Consider the following 15947-nt stretch of genomic DNA (forward strand, 5'->3'; position numbering starts at 1 on the left):
TCGCGATACCAACACCAGTTCCCTGTGATCCACTGACCAACTGGGTGGTGGGCCGAGTTGTGTCTGGCGGCGGGTGGATTCCGCTGACACTCTTGTACGCACAGCAGAATTCAAAGCAGGGGGGATCGATGGTGGCGAGGGTGTGGCGGAAGCCGGGGGCCGAGGTGACCGTTCTCGTTCGAGTGCTCATCTTGGTTGTTCTCGGCGTCGGAATCGTGGTTGCCGGATTGCATATCGGGAACGCCAGATCAGTTGTTCACCAGAGTATTCCGGCGAATCCGGGCACTGCCATCGCAGACCTGATCGGCGGCGATTTGTCTTGGCCGAAGGGTGCGACCGCGGTGGTGATCGGTGAGATCGCCATTATCGGTTTGGGCTTGTTCGTGCTGCGGTGGGTTCGCGAGCGCAGGTCCCGCGGACGGCCCGCCGTCGACGGCAAGGCCGGGTTGCTGGCGACCGGTGCAGCGCTCGAATCGCTGACGGCAGGCGGTGCACGATTGACGGCACAGGCGCTCGGCGTGCGGCTCGGATTCGAGGACGCACCCGGCGTTGCCATCGGCACCGCCGTCGCCGATGGTTGCCGACTGTACGGATCCTACGAAGATCTCCACCTCGACATCTGGGGTCCCCGGCAAGGGAAATCGACGTGCCGGGCGATCCCTGCGGTCCTCGACGCCATCGGCGCGGTGATCACCACGTCGACGAGCCGTGACGTCGTCGACGCCACCCGGGGCGTGCGAGAAGCCAAGGGCAGCCCGGTCTTTGTATTCGATCCGCACGGGATAGCCGATGAACCACCTACCTGGTTCTGGAACCCACTGACTTGGGTGGACGGCGACGACACTCGCGCGGCGCAACTGGCCCGCCACTTCGCTGACGCCGACGCCCGCAGCGACCGCGACGATTACTTCGAGATCCAGGGCGAGGAGCTACTCGCCATGCTGTTTCTGGCCGCATCCGTGGACCGGCGGCCGATCACCCAGGTGTGGGAATGGGTGACGAACCCGGTCGACACCGAACCTATCGAATTACTTCGCCACCATGGATCCGGTTTCGCCGCGTCGGGCCTTGCCGCGATCTACAACACCGACGTACGGCACCAACGCGGGATCTTCGGCACCGCCATGAAAATGGCTCGCCCCCTGCGGTTTCCCAACATTCACCCGTGGATCACCCCGGGCTCCGACAGGCTGGAGTTCGATGAGCTCGAGTTCATCGAGCGGGGCGGAACGCTGTACGCCTTGTCGGTGGAGGGGCGGAATTCGGCGGCACCGTTGGTCAGCGCGTTCATCGAGACAATGCTGGATGTCGCTGCGCGACGGAATACCCGGTTGATGCGTGAGGTGTCGATCAACATGCCGGTGCTCGCGGTTCTGGATGACGCCGCGAATATGGTTCGGTGGCGGGACTTTCCGCAGCGATACAGCTATTACGGCTCGCGCGGCGTTGTTTTGATGGCGATGCTGCAGTCGTGGGCACAAGGCGTCCGGTGCTGGGGGCCGGAAGGCATGGACGAGTTGTGGTCGGCGGCGACCATCAAGGTGCTGGGTGGTGGTATCGACGATGGCCCGTTTCTCCGTGACCGGGTGGGCGGAATCGGCAGCCACGAAGTCGCGACCCGATCAGTTTCGGTGTCCGCCCGCGGCATCGGCTATTCGACATCGATCGCGTCGGCCAACACGCTCGGTGTTTCGGAGCTACGGTCGTTGCCGCGCGGTCGAGCGGTGCTCTTCGCCGCCGGTGTGCCGCCGGTCCTGATCAAGACCGAGCCGTGGTGGGAAGGGCCATACGCCGACGAGGCGCGAAAGTCCATCGCCGCTCACGGACCACGTAGCACGAGAGAGCTGATCGAACTCCTGCAACCTAGCGGGATTCCACCGAAAAACTAGTGGCTCGAGGGGTTCTCGGCGGGCTAGGTTGCGGAGATGGCGGAGATTCATGGGCGGTGCGATGGCCAGTTTGGTGCGGTCGCAGAGGCGTTGACGGCTTCGTTGGATGGGGATGATGTCGGGGCCTCGGCGGCGGTGTTTGTCGACGGCGAAGCGGTGGTTGATATTTGGGGTGGGTATGTCGATGCCGAACGTAGTGAGGCGTGGGGGCGGGACACGATCGTCAATGTTTGGTCTACGAGTAAGACGATGGTGGCGTTGTGTGCGTTGATTTTGGCTGATCGGGGCGAGCTCGACTTGGATGCGCCGGTTGCCGAATATTGGCCGGAGTTCGCGGCTGCAGGGAAACAGGATGTGCGGGTAAGGCATCTGTTGGGTCATACTGCGGGGCTGCCGGTTTGGGATGTGCCGGTTACGGCGGATGAGTTGTATTCGTGGTCGGCGGTCACTGGGCGGCTGGCCGCGCAGGCGCCGCTGTGGGAGGCCGGGAGTGCGGGTGGGTATCACTCGATCACGTTCGGTTATCTGGTCGGTGAGGTTGTCGCGCGGGTGAGTGGGCGCAGTGTTGGCAGGTTTTTTGCCGAGGAAGTGGCTGGGCCGCTGGGTGCGGATTTTCATATCGGGCTGGGTGCCGAGCACGATCGGCGGGTGGCGAGACTGATTGCCGCGCCTGAGGGTGATAAGCCTGAGGGGTTCGAGGTCGGGGTGTCCGATGCCAATACTGTGGCTTGGCGGCGGGCCGAGATACCTGCGATCAACGGGCATGGGAATGCTCGCTCCGTTGGCTTGGTGCAGTCTGTGCTGGCGTGTGGCGGCACCGTCGGTGGGGTTCGGTTGCTGTCGCCGGAAGGGTGTGAACGCGTCTTCGAGGAGCAGTTCCACGGGGTGGACCGGATTCTGAACCAACCGATCCGCTGGGGCCTTGGCTACCGCCTGGAGAATCGCACCGCCTCGTGGGGCGGGTGGGGTGGTTCGCTGGTGCTTGTCGACTTCGAGCATCGAATGACGGTGTCGTATGTGATGAATCAGGTGCTGTGGGACGCGGGTTATGACCGGTCCCTCAGCATCTTGATGGCCGCGTATGAAGCGATCACCGACTGAATTCAGGCGGCGATATGGGCGCGGAGGCGTTCGGCGAAGGTGCGGGCTGCCGCGAGGTCGGCGCCGTTGGGGCGGTTCTTCTTGATGCCGCCGAAAGGCTTGAACGGGGCGAAGGTGTCGAGCGCGCGGCAGGAGAAGGTTCCGGTTACCTCGAAACCCTTCTGCTCCAGCAGCTTTACCAGTGGGCGGGAGAAGCGCTGGAAACGCGCCTCGGGAAAACCGCTGGTGGCGAAGACGAAGGCCTTGCGTCGCTGTTCCTGCGGGAGGGACTCGACGAACTCGCGTAGCTGAGTGTGGAAGGCGCCCAGGAAGATTCCCGAGCCGAAGCCGACGAGGTCGTAGTCGGCGAGTTCGCCCGGATCGATCTGGTCGGGGGTGACGACTCGGGCCGAGAGGACATGGCCCATGACGTCGGCGATTCTTTTCGTGTTGCCATGGGATACCGAGGTGCACACGAGGACGGCCTTCATGACGATGCTCCTTCACGTTGGGAAGATCCGGTCTTCCTCGGAGACACCGCCCGATCCGCGATCGTGACATCCGGGCGGCTGTGGTCTCGATCACTTCCGCGGTAAGCGATAACACGTTGCACGGTAACGGTTTTCATAAGATGTCCTGCGGCCGTTCGAGGGGGCGCGGCACGTCGGCGGATTGCAGCTTTTCCGGATTGCGTACCGCGTACAAGCCGGTGATGAGGTCCCCGTCTATTTCGATCATCAGGACGGTGTCGAGATGCCCGTCCGCACCGGACCGGAACAGCAGCGCGGGCAGTGCATTGAAGCTGCCGAACTCGACGGCCATGTCCGCCATGCTGTTCTGGGCGAGCCCGATGATGAACTTGGCGACCGGCGCCGCACCGGTGACCGGGCGGCCCGCGACGATCACGCGGCCGCCGCCGTCCGAGATCTGGACGACGTCGGGTGCGAGCACGTCCATCAGATTTTGCACCTCGCCGGTGCGTGCGGCCAGCAGGAAGCGGCCGATCACCGCACGATTGGTGTCGGCGTCGGGTTGGAAGCGTTTGCGGCGGGCCTGCACGTGTTCGCGGGCCCGGTGCGCGATCTGGCGCACGGTGGCGTCGGACTTGCCGATCATCTCGGCGATCTCGACGAGGCTGTGGCCGAACACCTCGGACAGCACGAACACGGCCCGCTCGGTCGGCCCGAGGGTCTCCAGCACGAGCAGCATCGCCATCGACACCGATTCGGCCAGCAGCACATCGTGGCTGGCGTCGTGTTCGGTGCGGATCGGTTCGGGCAGCCAGTTGCCCACGTAGTCCTCGCGGCGACGGCGCGCGGACCGTAATTGGTTGAGTGCCTGTCGCGTAACGATCTGCACGAGGTAGGCGCGGGGATGCTCGACTTCGTCCTCGTCGATGTCGCGCCAGCGAAGGTAGCTGTCCTGCAACACATCTTCGGCGTCGGCCGCGCTGCCGAGGATCTCGTAGGCGATGGTGAACAGCAGCGGCCGGAACTGGTCGAACACGCTGGGCTCGGTCATCGGACTGCGATCGAGTTCGGCACTGTCGAAGTCGGGCCGGGCAGCCAGCGGTAAGCACGGGGGAACCGCATCGAGCTGACGGTGAAGCGGCACACCCGTTCCTTGACCACTGCGGCCACCCGCCCGGACAGAACGAACCCGCGAGCGCTGTCATCGCGGTGCGTGGCCTGAATGAACCCGTCGCGCCGCCCGAGGCTGATCGCCTGCCCGGCCAGGCCGAGCGACAGCGGCTCCGGGCGTTGTCCCCTGAGCAACGCGAGCACGGTGTCGGCGCCATGTGCGCCCATGGGTATCGCGGCCTGACAACTCATCCTCAAGTGCTCCCCCACATGTCGAGGTGGTGCGGCGGCGTCCCCGACGCCGACGATCCGTCCATGATCAACACACACCAACGTATCGTCGGTGCGCAGCCGGCCGTCCGCAGCCACCGGTAGGCCGCTGCGCAGCGCCAAGTCCGGCACGCTGAACGAGCCTGCCCATACTGTGCAATCGCTGGGCAGCAGACCGGTGTCGGTTGCAACGCCATCGGGCCGGATTCCAGTGACCAGCACCCCGGTACGCAGCCGCACACCGGCTTTCGTGAGTTTGCCTTCGATGCTCACACGGCTCGACTGCGGCAACCACCCGGCCACCGACTGCGATACCAGCTCGACCACCAAAGACGGGTACCGGTAGGCGATTTCGGCGGCAGTTTCGATCCCCGTCAGGCCGCCACCGATCACCACGACCCTCGCCCCCGCCGACAGACTAGGTAGTCGCCTGCGCAACACCTCGGCGCCAGCCAGGTCGGCGATACTGCAGGCGTATTCGGTCCCTGACGGACCTTGGGCGGCCGTACTGCCCACCGCGTACAGCAGATAGTCGAATTCGAGTGCGGCACCGTCATCGAGCCGCACCGAACGCTCACCGATCTCCTCCACCGTCGCCACCCGCAGGCGGACGTCGCGGTGCAGCAGCCCCCTTCGCTCCTGCACTGCGCTCGCCCCACCCGCCGCATGCTCGTGCAACCGAATCCGCTCCACGAACTCCGGCCGCGGATTGACCATCGTCACGCGCACCTCCGACCGCCCAACGGCGGCAAGCCGATTCGCAGCCATAACCCCCGCATAACCCGCACCGACAACCACCACGTGCGCCACCGCGACCACCTCCGTCCAGCCCGACCCGACATCTCGAAGACACCGCCCGAGCGGCGACCGTGACAGCGGAGGAATGTGGCAACGATCACACCCGCGAGCGCGGAAAAGGGGGCCACAAAACGAAATCGGCGCTGGCCATAGCACCCAAAGGGTCCTCGACCAGCGCCGGAACGCTCAATTCGTTGTCGGGGTGACAGGATTTGAACCTGCGACCCTCCGCTCCCAAAGCGGATGCGCTACCAAGCTGCGCTACACCCCGTTGTCCCTCGCGGCGGTTATCGGCCGCCGCCGAGGCTGAATTCCGTGTGGAGCGGGTGACGGGAATCGAACCCGCACCATCAGCTTGGAAGGCTGAGGTTCTACCATTGAACTACACCCGCAGGCAAACGACATCGATAGGATCGCCACGATGTCGTGTGCGTCCCGACTGTACCGAACCCTGCTTCGCAAATGCCAATCAGCCCCCCGCGCACGGGGATAGCGCAGCCGTGTGTCCGGTCGTCAGCGCGACACCCTATGGTGAGTCTCGCACGCCAGTCGCCCCGGTCAGGGCGTGGCGCGCGGTAGCAGAACTTAATGAAATTAAGAGGGATCTCTTCCTTGAAACTCGGGCGTGTCGGACCGGAAGCGGGGAGCATATGGGACGCGTGACGACTCCTGTCGGGGGGAGCCGTGGCCCACGGGGTGGCCACCAGTCACGCCCGACCGGTCGCGGAGAGGATGCCACCTATGGGGACATCACGACTCGCCGAAATCGCACTAGCAGGAAATTGCTCAGTGCGACCGACCGCCGGGTGTGCTTGTGGCAGGAAAATCCGGCTCCACACCACCACTGGGCAGAAGACCCGCAGACCCTCGGCTACTCCCACCGCTACTTCGGCGCCGCGACCAGGCAGGCGGCCCAGCGGGCCGACCGCACGGCCACATCGCGTCGAGGCGTGGCGAGCGGCCGGGGGGACCCGCATGGCGAGGCGCTACAGCGTGTCGCCAGCGCGTCTCGGCGCGACTTCTCAGCGAACGAAATCCGGGTGTAACGCCGACGCGATTCCAGCGATCTCATATCCGATCGCCATTCGCGAGGCATCGAGAACACGTTGCAAAACAGCGTTTTTTGATGCCGGGTGGCTTGCTAGGATCCTTTTTGCCGGACGGGGGTATCTGGAAAGGGGGCGGTGAGCGTGCGCCGAGCGAGGTGGACACAACCGCGTAGCAGTGCGAACGATCGGGGTGACGTCGGCACCTGTGTCAGCACAGGGCCTCTGGGTACCGACGCCACCTGCGCAGGGTGAGTTCGATGTCGATCGATATCGAGCCCCCTGTCGCCGCGATGGCCCGCGCCTGGGCCCGCGCGGTGTGCGCCGAGCCGGGTTCCGGCGCGGCGCCCCAACACCTGGAACCGGTACTCATCGAGATCGTCGAGCAACTGCTCACGCTCGCCAGGTCCGAGCCGTTCCCGGTGCCGCAAGCACGGCTGCTCGGCGCCAAGCTGTCCGAGGCGCCGTTCGACCGGATCCGGATGCTGGCGCAGGCCTCACGCTGGCTGCTCGGCTTCCCGTCCGGTGCGCCCGGTTCGCTCGTCGCCACCCGCTGGCCGTTCGTCGCCAGTCAGGCCATCGACAGCTACGCCCAGGCGCTGCAGGAGCGTGCGCTGGCGCAGCAGGAGCAGAACCTCTCGGCCAAGGTGTCGCTGCGCGTGCAGGAGATCGCGGCGCTGCAACATCGGCTCCGGCACGAGGCGACCCACGACGCACTCACCGACCTGGCCAACCGCACCCTGCTGCAGGACCGCGTCCGGCTGATGGCGACCGACCCGAACCGCGGCGTCGGACTGCTGCTGATCGACCTGGACCGGTTCAAGCAGATCAACGACGGCTACGGGCACGCGATCGGCGACGAGGTACTGGTCGAATTGGCCAACCGCCTGCGCGAGGTGTGCGCGCCGGACACGGTGATCTGCCGGTACGGCGGCGACGAATTCGTGCTCGCCGTCAACCCGCCGCAGAACACCCTCGGCGATCTGGCCAGTCGGATCGTGTCCGCGCTGCGCGACCCGGTGTGGTCGACGGCCGGGCCGGTGCCGGTCTCGGCGAGCGTCGGCACCGCCTTCAGCCCGCCCGGAAGTTCCTGCGATTTCAGCGATCTGCTTCGCCGCGCCGACCGCGCGATGTACTCGGCGAAGACGGCGGGCGGGCGGCGGTTCGCACTGGCCGACGAGCCGGCGATCGACGAGGCCGTCGCAGGTTGAGGGGATAGTCCGGTTGACAGGTGCGGCACCGGAAGCGATTCCGGGCCGCCGTGACCGTGGCCGGACGAATCAGGAACGCGAGGCATGACTTCAGGCGCCGGACAGCCGGACTGGGCTAACCAGGCTGACAGGTGGGGCACCAGAAGAGGTTTCGGGCCTCCATGACCGAATGGGCGATCGGGGTGCCGCAGATGCGGCAGGGGGCGCCCTGGCGGCGGTAGACGTAGGTGCGTGGGCGGTCGGTGGCGTATGACGGTTCGCCGTGGTCGTCTTCGGGGCGGACCACGACCATCTTGCCGACGCGGACGCCGACCTTCATCAACGCGACCAGGTCGATCCACATCGCGGCCCACTCGTCGGCGGACAGCGCGGTGCCGGGCCGGTGCGGCGAAATGTGATGCCGGAAGAGCAGTTCCGCACGGTAGACATTGCCGACGCCTGCGACCACCTGCTGGTCCATCAGCAGCGCGCCGATCGCTCTGCGCGAGCGCCGCATGCGCTGCCAGGCCCGGTCGGGATCGGCGCCGCGGCGGAGCGGATCGGGACCGAGTCGATCGGTGAGCGCGGAAACCTCTGGGGCGAGCAGGACTTCGCAGGCGGTCGGCCCGCGCAGGTCGGTGCCGAAGCCGGGCTGCCCGTCCGATGCGCCGAGCATCCGCATCCGCACCTGTCCGACCGGCTCCCCCATCGGCAGCTCGGACTCGGTGAACTTCCCGTACAGGCCGAGGTGCACGTGCACGATCAGACCCGAGTCGTAATGGTGCAGTAGGTGTTTGCCCCACGCCTCGGCACGCGTCAGCAGGTGACCGTCGACGCGGGCGGCACCCGCCGCGAACTTGCCCTGCGGGCTGGACACGCGCACCACACCGCCCGCGAGGCGCTTGTGATGCAGCCTCGCGAGCCGGTGCAGCGTATGACCTTCAGGCACAGACGGTTACAGCTCAGTACGCCGGAACCGCCGGGGCGACACCGGACTTCTCGTACTCGGCGAGAATGTCGATGCGCCGCTGGTGCCGGTCCTCGCCCGACCATTCGGTGCTGACGAACGCGTCGACGATGGCCAGCGCCTCCTCGGTGGAGTGCATCCGGCCGCCGATGCCTGCCAGCTGAGCGTTGTTGTGCTGCCGGGCAAGCTGGGCGGTCTCCACGCTCCAGGTCAGCGCGCAGCGGGCGCCGGGCACCTTGTTCGCGGCGATCTGCTCACCGTTGCCGCTGCCGCCGAAGACCAGCCCGAGGCTGCCCGGGTCGGCGACGGTGCGGCGGGCCGCCTCGATGCAGAAGGCCGGGTAGTCGTCGAGCGCGTCGTACTCGAGGGCGCCGCAGTCGACCACCTCGTGGCCCGCCTTTTCCAGATGGTCCTTGACGTGATTCTTCAGTTCGAAACCGGCATGGTCGGCACCGAGGTATACGCGCATGGCAGGCATTCTGTCAGGCCCGTTTCCGGCTCGTTACGAAGGGGCACGCGGCCCGATTAACACCGGCGGCTGCTATCGCGAATCGAGAGATACCTCGCGAGTGTCCTGAGCCACAGCGTCGCTGTGGACATGGCCGAGGAGCCGCCGCCGTTCCCAGCAACTGAATAGAGTTCATTTCATGCAGCCGCACGAACCCCAGCCCCATCAGACGGGCCAGCACGTCGACCCGTATGCCTCGGCCGGGTGGGCGCAGCCGCAGGACGCGTCCTATGGCTCCCAGCAGCCCTACGGCTCCCCGCCGCCCTACCCCGCTCCCCCGCAGTACGGCCCCTACCCCGGCGCTCCCGTCCCACCGCCGCTGCCACCGCAGCAGCAGCCGCGCGGGCTGTCACCGTTCGGGATGCCCGCCAGGCACAGCTGGGAGATCCCGATGCTCATCGTGGTCGTCCTGCTGACCGTCCTCGCGTACGCGATCGCCGTGCTACTGCTGGCGACGGGCAACTTCGACCAGTACGTCCTGTTGCTGGTGTTCGCGCCGATCCTCATCTGGCTCGGCCGCGGCGTGCTCTATTCGACCCAGCGGGTGAACGGCGTCAAGATGTCGCCGACCCAGTTCCCGGAGGGGCACCGGCTGGTGGTCGAGGCGGCCGCGCGGTTCGGCATGGCCAAGGTGCCCGACGCCTACGTGGTGCTCGGCAACGGCCAGATCAACGCGTTCGCGAGCGGGCACGGGTTCCGCCGCTTCGTCGCGGTCTACAGCGACCTGTTCGAGATCGGCGGCGCCGCACGGGAACCCGACGCGCTGGCGTTCATCATCGGCCACGAGGTCGGGCACATCGCGGCGGGGCACGCCTCGTATTGGCGCCAGCTCGGCATGTTCCTCGTCCCGTTCCTGCCGTTCATCGGCAACTCGCTGATCCGCGCGCAGGAGTACACCGCCGACAACCACGGCTACTGCAATCGGCACACGGGCGCACCGGCCGCGATGGGCACGCTGGCGGCGGGCAAGTACCTGAACACGCTGGTCGGCTTCGACGAGATGGCCGACCGGGCGGCGATGGAGAAGGGCTTCTTCGTCTGGGTGGTCAACGCGATGTCCTCGCACCCGGTGCTGACCTGGCGGATGTGGGCGCTGCGTGACCGGAGCAGGCACGGCAAGCTGTGGTTGCGGCCCGCCCCGCCGGCGGGCGCGATGCCACCGCAGGGCTACCCGGGTAGCTACCAGACTCCGGCGCTACCGCCGAAAACCGTTCCGTAGCAAGCACCGAGTGCCGCGGGTCGAGCCCCGCGGCACTCGCCGGTGCTCAGTCGAACTCGGGATCTTCGGTGCGAGTGCGCTTGAGCTCGAAGAAGTGCGGGTAGTCGGCCAGCGTCACCGACGCGTCCCACAGCTTGCCCGCCTGCTCGCCGCGCGGGATCCGGGACAGCACCGGACCGAAGAACGCGGTGCCGTTGATGTGGATCGTCGGCGTGCCGACGTCGGGGCCGACCTTGTCCATGCCGGCGTGGTGGCTCTTGCGCAGCGCCGCGTCGTAGTCGGTGCTCTCGGCGGCCTTGGCCAGCTCGGCGGGCAGGCCGACCTCGGCGAGCGAATCGGCGATCACCGCGGTGAGGGACTCCTTGCGCGAGTCACGCTTGTACTCTTCGCGGCGGTTGTGGATGCGGCTGCCCATCGCGGTGTAGAGCGGCAGCAGCACCTTGTCGCCGTGCTCCTGCGCGGCCGCGATGGCGACGCGGACCGGGCCCCAGCCGGTGTCCAGCAGTTCCTTGTACTGCTCGGGCAGGCCCTCTTTGTCCTCGTTCAGCACCGACAGGCTCATCACATGGAAGCGCGCCTCGATGTCGCGCACCTGCTCGACCTCGAGAATCCAGCGGGAGGTGATCCAACACCAGGGGCACAGCGGGTCGAACCAGAAATCGGCAACATCTTTCGCGGAGCTTTTCTCACTCACGACGGGTCCTCTCGAATCGCATGCTCGACGGGCGGCGCTGAGCCCCGCCGCTATAGGGAACCAACCACGGCGCCGCCCGATTCGTTCCCGTCCGGTGCCGCCGTTTTCCGGAGATGCCGAGGGCGGTCCCAGTAGGGTTTAGCGGCAGGAGTCCCGGTTCCCTCTCGACAAGGAGTCCAGATGAGTTCTGATCAGCGTTTCGTCATCGTCGGCGGCGGACTCGCCGCGGCAAAGCTGGCGGAGGCCTTGCGCGCCAACGACTTTCCCGGATCGGTGACGCTGATCGGCGCGGAGGAATGGCTGCCTTACGAGCGACCACCGCTGTCCAAGGAACATCTGGCGGGCAAGAAGCAACTGACCGAATTCACCACCCATCCGCGGCAGTGGTACCGCGACCACAACGTCGAGGTGCGGGTCGGCACGACCGTCGAACGCCTCGATCCGGCCGCGAAGACGATCGCGCTGCCGGACGGCTCCACGCTGTCCTACGACAAGCTGGCGCTGGCCACCGGATCGACCCCGCGCACCCTGTCCATCCCCGGCGCCGACGCGCCCAATGTGTACACGCTGCGCAATATCGAGGACTCCGACACCCTGATCGAGTACTTCGCGAGCGCCGCGCAAAGCATCGTGATCATCGGGGCGGGCTGGATCGGCCTGGAGGTCGCGGCGGCGGCCAGGGCCGCGGATCTCTCGGTGACCATCGTCGAGAACGCCGAACACCCGTTGCTCGCGTCGCTCGGACAGGAGATGGGCGAGGTGTTCGCCGAGCTACATCGGTCGAACGGGGTGGATCTGCGCCTCGGCGCTCAGGTCACCGAGATCACTACGACCGAAGGGATCGGGATCAGGCTGGCGACCGGGGTGAAACTCGCCGACGGCAGCGTCATCGAGGCCGAGGCGGTGCTGGTCGCGGTCGGCGCCCGGCCGAACATCGAGCTGGCCGCCGAGGCCGGGCTCGACGTCGACGGCGGCGTGCTCGTCGACGAACACCTGGCCACCAGCAACCCGGACATCGTCGCCGTCGGCGACATTGCCGCACAGCAACATCCGGTGCTCCAGCGCCGAATTCGGGTGGAGCACTGGGCAAACGCGCTCAACCAGCCCGCGGTCGCGGCCGAGACCATGCTCGGCAAGCAGGCCAGCTACGACCGGCTGCCCTACTTCTTCACCGACCAGTACGACCTGGGCATGGAGTACACCGGCTACGCGGCGCCCGGCGACTACGCGCGCGTGGTGACCCGCGGGGATGTGGCGAAACGCGAGTTCGTCGCGTTCTGGCTCGACGCGGACAACCGGGTGCTCGCGGGCATGAACGTGAACGTGTGGGACGTGACCGACCGGATCAAGGAACTGATCCTGGCCGGCGAACCGGTCGATCCCGAAGCGCTGGCGGACACCTCGAAACCGCTGTGACACAGGTCACTTCAAGGAGCGAGCGGATGCGTCGAAACGGCACGCTTGGTTCCGACCTCACCGCGAGAGCGTCACACAGGCGCGCCGACCGGTAGCCGGAAAGAGAACCCGATGAAATACATGCTGATGAAGACCTATCGAACCCCCGCCTTCTGCGACACACCGATCAACGAATGGTCCCCGCAGGAGATCCAGGCGCACATAGACTTCCAGCGCGCCCTCGGCGAGCAATTGGCCAAGTCGGGTGAGCTGGTAGACGCGCAGGGGCTCACCGGTCCGACCGAGGCCCGCATCGTCAGCTCCGACGGCCGCTCGGCGCCGGTGGTGACCGACGGACCGTTCCCGGAGACGAAAGAGTTCTTGGCCGGGTACTGGATCGTCGACGTGGAAAGCCCGGAACGGGCCTACGAGATCGCCGCGCACGCCTCGGCGGCACCGGGGCCGGGCGGTAAACCGATCGGCGAATACATCGAGGTACGGCCGGTGATGAGCGTCCCGGCCAGCGACCAGTGACCAACCGGCGAGTGGTGCCCGACGACACACCGCTCCCGGCGAGGGCCGAGGACCTGTTGCGCGAGTTGGCGCCACAGGTCCTCGGTGCGTTGGTGCGCCGGTTCGGCGATTTCGACACCGCCGAGGACGCGCTGCAGGAGGCGATGCTCGCGGCGGCGACCCAGTGGCCGGTGGACGGACTCCCGGACAACCCGCGCGGCTGGCTGATTCAGGTGGCGCAGCGCCGGATGGCCGACACGGTGCGGGCCGAGGTGGCCCGGCGGCGCAGGGAGACAACGGCGTTCGATCGCGACGTGCCCGACGCGATGCCGGTCGATTACGACGACACGCTCGCCATGTTCTTCCTCTGCTGTCATCCCGCGCTGTCCTCGGCCAGTGCTATCGCGCTGACGTTGCGGGCGGTGGGCGGGCTGACCACGGCCGAGATCGCGCACGCGTTCCTGTTGCCGGAAGCGACCATGGCGCAACGGATCACGCGGGCCAAGAAGAAGCTGGCGACGCTCGAGCGGCCGTTCGCGCGGCCGGGTGATGTACCGCCGGGCAGGAGCGAAGCGACCCGGGATTCGGCAGAGCGGCGGGCTCGGCTCGGGACCGTGCTGCATGTGCTGTATCTGATCTTCAACGAAGGCAGTACGAGTACGTCCGGTCCGGATCTACAGCGCGCGGATGTATCCGCCGAGGCGATTCGTCTTGCGCGCGCGGTGCATCGAATGTTGCCCGACGACACCGAGGTCACCGGGCTGCTCGCGCTCATGCTGCTCACCGATGCCCGGCGTGCGGCCCGCACCGGCAGCCGAGGTGAGTTGATTCCACTCGCCGAACAGAACCGGGCACGGTGGGACCGCGAGCAGATCACCGAGGGCGTCACACTGACGACGAGCACTCTCGCACAAGGACTTACCGGGCCCTACCAGATCCAAGCGGCCATCGCGGTGCTGCACGCGCAGGCGATCAGCACCGAGGACACCGACTGGACCAAGATCCTCGCGCTGTACGACCTGCTCGAAAAGCTTTCGGACAACCCGATCGTCACGCTCAACCGTGCGGTCGCGGTCGCGATGGTGCACGGACCCGAGGCCGGTCTCGAACTCGCTGCGACACTGGACGATCAACTGGCAGGCAACCACCGGCTCGATGCCGTCCGCGGCCACTTACACGAAATGGCAGGCGATTTCGACGCCGCCATCACCTGCTACACCACCGCGGCAGGCCGCACCCCCAGCGCGCCGGAAAACCACTACCTCACCGTCCGTGCGGCCCAACTCCGGCATCGGTGACACGTTTTGCCGCAGCCAGGTGCCACTCGCCCACCGGCCCGTGGGGCAGACTGCTTGGGGTGACGGATAAGACGAGTGCGGGGGTTCTGGTGTTTCGGCGCGGCGGCGCGGGCGTCGAGGTGCTGATCGGGCATATGGGCGGGCCGTTCTTCGCGCGCAAGGACAACGGCGCGTGGTCCATCCCGAAGGGCGAGTACGAGCCGGAGCTGGAGGACGCGCAGGCGGCGGCCAGCCGCGAGTTCCACGAGGAGCTCGGACTGGTCGTGCCGCCCGGCGACTGGATTCCGCTCGGCGACGTGCGATACAGCAGCGGTAAGGGCAAGAAGACGCTGACCATCTGGGCCGTCGAGGGCGACCTCGATCCGGCCGACGTGGTCCCGGGGCACTTCGAGATGGAGTGGCCGCCGCGCTCCGGACGGATGGCCAGCTTCCCGGAGATCGACCGGGCGGACTGGTTCGACCTGGCCACCGCGCACGAGAAGCTCGGCGCGGGCCAGCGACCGTATCTGGATCGGCTGAACGACTACCTCGAGCAGGCCTGAGCGCTACTGCGGCACACCGGTCCAGGCGCGGCCGGTGACGAGTTCGTAGGCCTCCACGTACTTTTGGCGGGTGGCCGCGACGATGTCGGCCGGAATCTCCGGGCCCGGGTACTCCTTGTTCCACCCGGTGGAGGTGGACCAGTCGCGGACGAACTGCTTGTCGAAGGAGCGCTGCGGGCGGCCGGGTTCCCACTCGGCGGCGAGCCAGAAGCGGGACGAGTCGGAGGTGAGCACCTCGTCGCCGAGGGTGAGAGTGTCGCCGTCCCAGCCGAATTCGACCTTGGTGTCGGCGACGATCACGCCACGCTCGGTGGCGTGTGCCGCGCCGCGGGAGTACACGTGCAGAGTGAGGTCGCGCAGCTGCTCGGCGACCTCGCGGCCCTCCTGGTTCACCACGTCGGCGAAGGTGATGGGCTCGTCGTGGCCCTCGGAGGCCTTGGTGGTCGGCGTGAAGATCGGCTCGGGCAGCTTGTCGCCCTCGCGCAGGCCGGGCGGCAGCGCGACGCCGGATACCGAGCCTTCCCGCTGGTACTCCTTCAGCCCCGAACCGACCAGGTAGCCGCGGGCGATGCATTCGACCTGCACCATCTTCAGCGGCTTGACCCGGATGCCGCGGCCGGCGAACTCGGCGGGCACGTCGGTGGCCGAGACCACATGGTTGGGCACGTCGGTGAAGTAGTCGAACCACCAGTTGGACAGCTGGGTCAGCAGCGCGCCCTTGTCCGGGATCGGCGTCGGCAGCACTACGTCGTAGACCGAAACCCGATCGGACGCGACGAGCAGCAGGGTGTCGCCGTCCTCGTACAGGTCGCGCACCTTGCCGGCGTGTACATGCTTCACTCCGCAGCTCCGATCATGGATAGGGTTGGTTCCACCAGGCAGTGTTCAATTCAAAAAACTCCCGCGCGGGCAACCTTACCCAGGTGGCATCGTGGGGAACGCCAGAGCTAGTTCTTCG

Annotated in this window: 15 protein-coding genes and 2 tRNA genes; 8 read left to right on the forward strand and 9 right to left on the reverse strand. The window is 66.9% G+C overall.

The features are described 5' to 3' along the window. The first annotated feature begins 164 nt into the window (after positions 1 to 164). Entirely contained in the window at positions 165 to 1889 is a 1725-nt protein-coding gene (locus ACIBK2_RS16030) for a type IV secretory system conjugative DNA transfer family protein (protein WP_396967825.1), read from the forward strand. Positions 1890 to 1925: 36 nt separating this feature from the next. Continuing rightward, positions 1926 to 2990: a serine hydrolase domain-containing protein gene (locus ACIBK2_RS16035; RefSeq protein ID WP_396967827.1), complete on the forward strand. Its 1065-nt coding sequence runs from the start codon at positions 1926 to 1928 to the stop codon at positions 2988 to 2990. Positions 2991 to 2992: 2 nt separating this feature from the next. Here the strand turns inward: ACIBK2_RS16035 and ACIBK2_RS16040 are convergent, their stop codons facing one another. The 5 genes from ACIBK2_RS16040 to ACIBK2_RS16060 form a co-directional block, all read right to left on the reverse strand. Next, the gene (locus ACIBK2_RS16040) at positions 2993 to 3460 is read right to left on the reverse strand and encodes a flavodoxin family protein (protein ID WP_396967829.1); all 468 of its coding nucleotides are present in this window, start codon (positions 3458 to 3460) and stop codon (positions 2993 to 2995) included. Positions 3461 to 3593: 133 nt separating this feature from the next. Further along, positions 3594 to 4490, reverse strand: a complete 897-nt coding sequence (locus ACIBK2_RS16045) for an RNA polymerase sigma-70 factor (RefSeq protein ID WP_396967831.1) — start codon at positions 4488 to 4490, stop codon at positions 3594 to 3596. Further along, positions 4487 to 5629 carry an NAD(P)/FAD-dependent oxidoreductase gene (locus ACIBK2_RS16050; RefSeq protein WP_396967833.1) on the reverse strand — a complete coding sequence of 381 codons (1143 nt, stop codon included), beginning with the start codon at positions 5627 to 5629 and terminating at the stop codon, positions 4487 to 4489. Before ACIBK2_RS16050 ends, ACIBK2_RS16045 begins: the two co-directional genes overlap by 4 nt. Before the next feature lie 185 nt (positions 5630 to 5814). Then, positions 5815 to 5888: transfer RNA gene (locus tag ACIBK2_RS16055), tRNA-Pro, on the reverse strand. A gap of 47 nt (positions 5889 to 5935) precedes the next feature. Beyond that, a tRNA-Gly gene (locus ACIBK2_RS16060) sits at positions 5936 to 6009 on the reverse strand. A 914-nt stretch (positions 6010 to 6923) separates the two neighbouring features. On the opposite strand from ACIBK2_RS16060, the gene ACIBK2_RS16065 reads away from it, so the two are divergent. Beyond that, positions 6924 to 7874 (forward strand): diguanylate cyclase domain-containing protein, encoded by a 951-nt coding sequence (locus ACIBK2_RS16065; RefSeq protein WP_396967835.1) that lies wholly within the window; start codon positions 6924 to 6926, stop codon positions 7872 to 7874. Positions 7875 to 7989: 115 nt separating this feature from the next. Here the strand turns inward: ACIBK2_RS16065 and ACIBK2_RS16070 are convergent, their stop codons facing one another. Both ACIBK2_RS16070 and ACIBK2_RS16075 read right to left on the reverse strand, forming a co-directional pair. Further along, complete coding sequence (locus ACIBK2_RS16070) at positions 7990 to 8802, reverse strand: Fpg/Nei family DNA glycosylase (protein ID WP_396967837.1); 813 nt, start codon at positions 8800 to 8802, stop codon at positions 7990 to 7992. A gap of 13 nt (positions 8803 to 8815) precedes the next feature. Then, a complete protein-coding gene (locus ACIBK2_RS16075; protein ID WP_357391733.1) occupies positions 8816 to 9289 on the reverse strand; it encodes a ribose-5-phosphate isomerase in 474 nt (157 codons plus the stop codon). A 178-nt stretch (positions 9290 to 9467) separates the two neighbouring features. On the opposite strand from ACIBK2_RS16075, the gene ACIBK2_RS16080 reads away from it, so the two are divergent. Next, on the forward strand, positions 9468 to 10547 hold the full coding sequence (locus ACIBK2_RS16080; protein WP_396967840.1) for a M48 family metallopeptidase: 1080 nt from the start codon (positions 9468 to 9470) through the stop codon (positions 10545 to 10547). A 46-nt stretch (positions 10548 to 10593) separates the two neighbouring features. Here ACIBK2_RS16080 and ACIBK2_RS16085 read toward each other — a convergent pair whose 3' ends face one another. Continuing rightward, positions 10594 to 11241, reverse strand: coding sequence for a disulfide bond formation protein DsbA (locus ACIBK2_RS16085; RefSeq protein ID WP_396967842.1), 648 nt, complete (start codon positions 11239 to 11241; stop codon positions 10594 to 10596). A 180-nt stretch (positions 11242 to 11421) separates the two neighbouring features. Between ACIBK2_RS16085 and ACIBK2_RS16090 the strand changes: the two genes are divergently transcribed. The 4 genes from ACIBK2_RS16090 to ACIBK2_RS16105 all read left to right on the forward strand — a co-directional run bounded on the left by ACIBK2_RS16090 (position 11422) and on the right by ACIBK2_RS16105 (position 14989). Then, the gene (locus ACIBK2_RS16090) at positions 11422 to 12657 is read left to right on the forward strand and encodes an NAD(P)/FAD-dependent oxidoreductase (RefSeq protein WP_396967844.1); all 1236 of its coding nucleotides are present in this window, start codon (positions 11422 to 11424) and stop codon (positions 12655 to 12657) included. A 111-nt stretch (positions 12658 to 12768) separates the two neighbouring features. Further along, positions 12769 to 13170: a YciI family protein gene (locus tag ACIBK2_RS16095; RefSeq protein ID WP_396967846.1), complete on the forward strand. Its 402-nt coding sequence runs from the start codon at positions 12769 to 12771 to the stop codon at positions 13168 to 13170. Continuing rightward, positions 13167 to 14447, forward strand: a complete 1281-nt coding sequence (locus ACIBK2_RS16100) for an RNA polymerase sigma factor (RefSeq protein WP_396967848.1) — start codon at positions 13167 to 13169, stop codon at positions 14445 to 14447. The genes ACIBK2_RS16095 and ACIBK2_RS16100 overlap by 4 nt, the downstream gene beginning before the upstream one ends. A gap of 59 nt (positions 14448 to 14506) precedes the next feature. After that, positions 14507 to 14989, forward strand: a complete 483-nt coding sequence (locus ACIBK2_RS16105) for an NUDIX domain-containing protein (protein ID WP_396967850.1) — start codon at positions 14507 to 14509, stop codon at positions 14987 to 14989. 3 nt (positions 14990 to 14992) lie between these two features. Here ACIBK2_RS16105 and ACIBK2_RS16110 read toward each other — a convergent pair whose 3' ends face one another. Then, complete coding sequence (locus ACIBK2_RS16110; RefSeq protein WP_396967852.1) at positions 14993 to 15829, reverse strand: phosphoribosylaminoimidazolesuccinocarboxamide synthase; 837 nt, start codon at positions 15827 to 15829, stop codon at positions 14993 to 14995. Positions 15830 to 15947 lie beyond the last annotated feature (118 nt).

This window comes from Nocardia sp. NPDC050175, from assembly GCF_044459885.1.
GTDB lineage: Bacteria > Actinomycetota > Actinomycetes > Mycobacteriales > Mycobacteriaceae > Nocardia.

What these genes read in the sequence shown, in the direction of transcription:
- ACIBK2_RS16035 (WP_396967827.1), top strand. Translation starts at nt 1,926, where the DNA reads ATGGCGGAGATTCATGGGCGGTGCGATGGCCAGTTTGGTGCGGTCGCA.
- ACIBK2_RS16040 (WP_396967829.1), bottom strand. Translation starts at nt 3,460, where the DNA reads ATGAAGGCCGTCCTCGTGTGCACCTCGGTATCCCATGGCAACACGAAA.
- ACIBK2_RS16045 (WP_396967831.1), bottom strand. Translation starts at nt 4,490, where the DNA reads ATGACCGAGCCCAGCGTGTTCGACCAGTTCCGGCCGCTGCTGTTCACC.
- ACIBK2_RS16065 (WP_396967835.1), top strand. Translation starts at nt 6,924, where the DNA reads ATGTCGATCGATATCGAGCCCCCTGTCGCCGCGATGGCCCGCGCCTGG.
- ACIBK2_RS16075 (WP_357391733.1), bottom strand. Translation starts at nt 9,289, where the DNA reads ATGCGCGTATACCTCGGTGCCGACCATGCCGGTTTCGAACTGAAGAAT.
- ACIBK2_RS16080 (WP_396967840.1), top strand. Translation starts at nt 9,468, where the DNA reads ATGCAGCCGCACGAACCCCAGCCCCATCAGACGGGCCAGCACGTCGAC.
- ACIBK2_RS16090 (WP_396967844.1), top strand. Translation starts at nt 11,422, where the DNA reads ATGAGTTCTGATCAGCGTTTCGTCATCGTCGGCGGCGGACTCGCCGCG.
- ACIBK2_RS16095 (WP_396967846.1), top strand. Translation starts at nt 12,769, where the DNA reads ATGAAATACATGCTGATGAAGACCTATCGAACCCCCGCCTTCTGCGAC.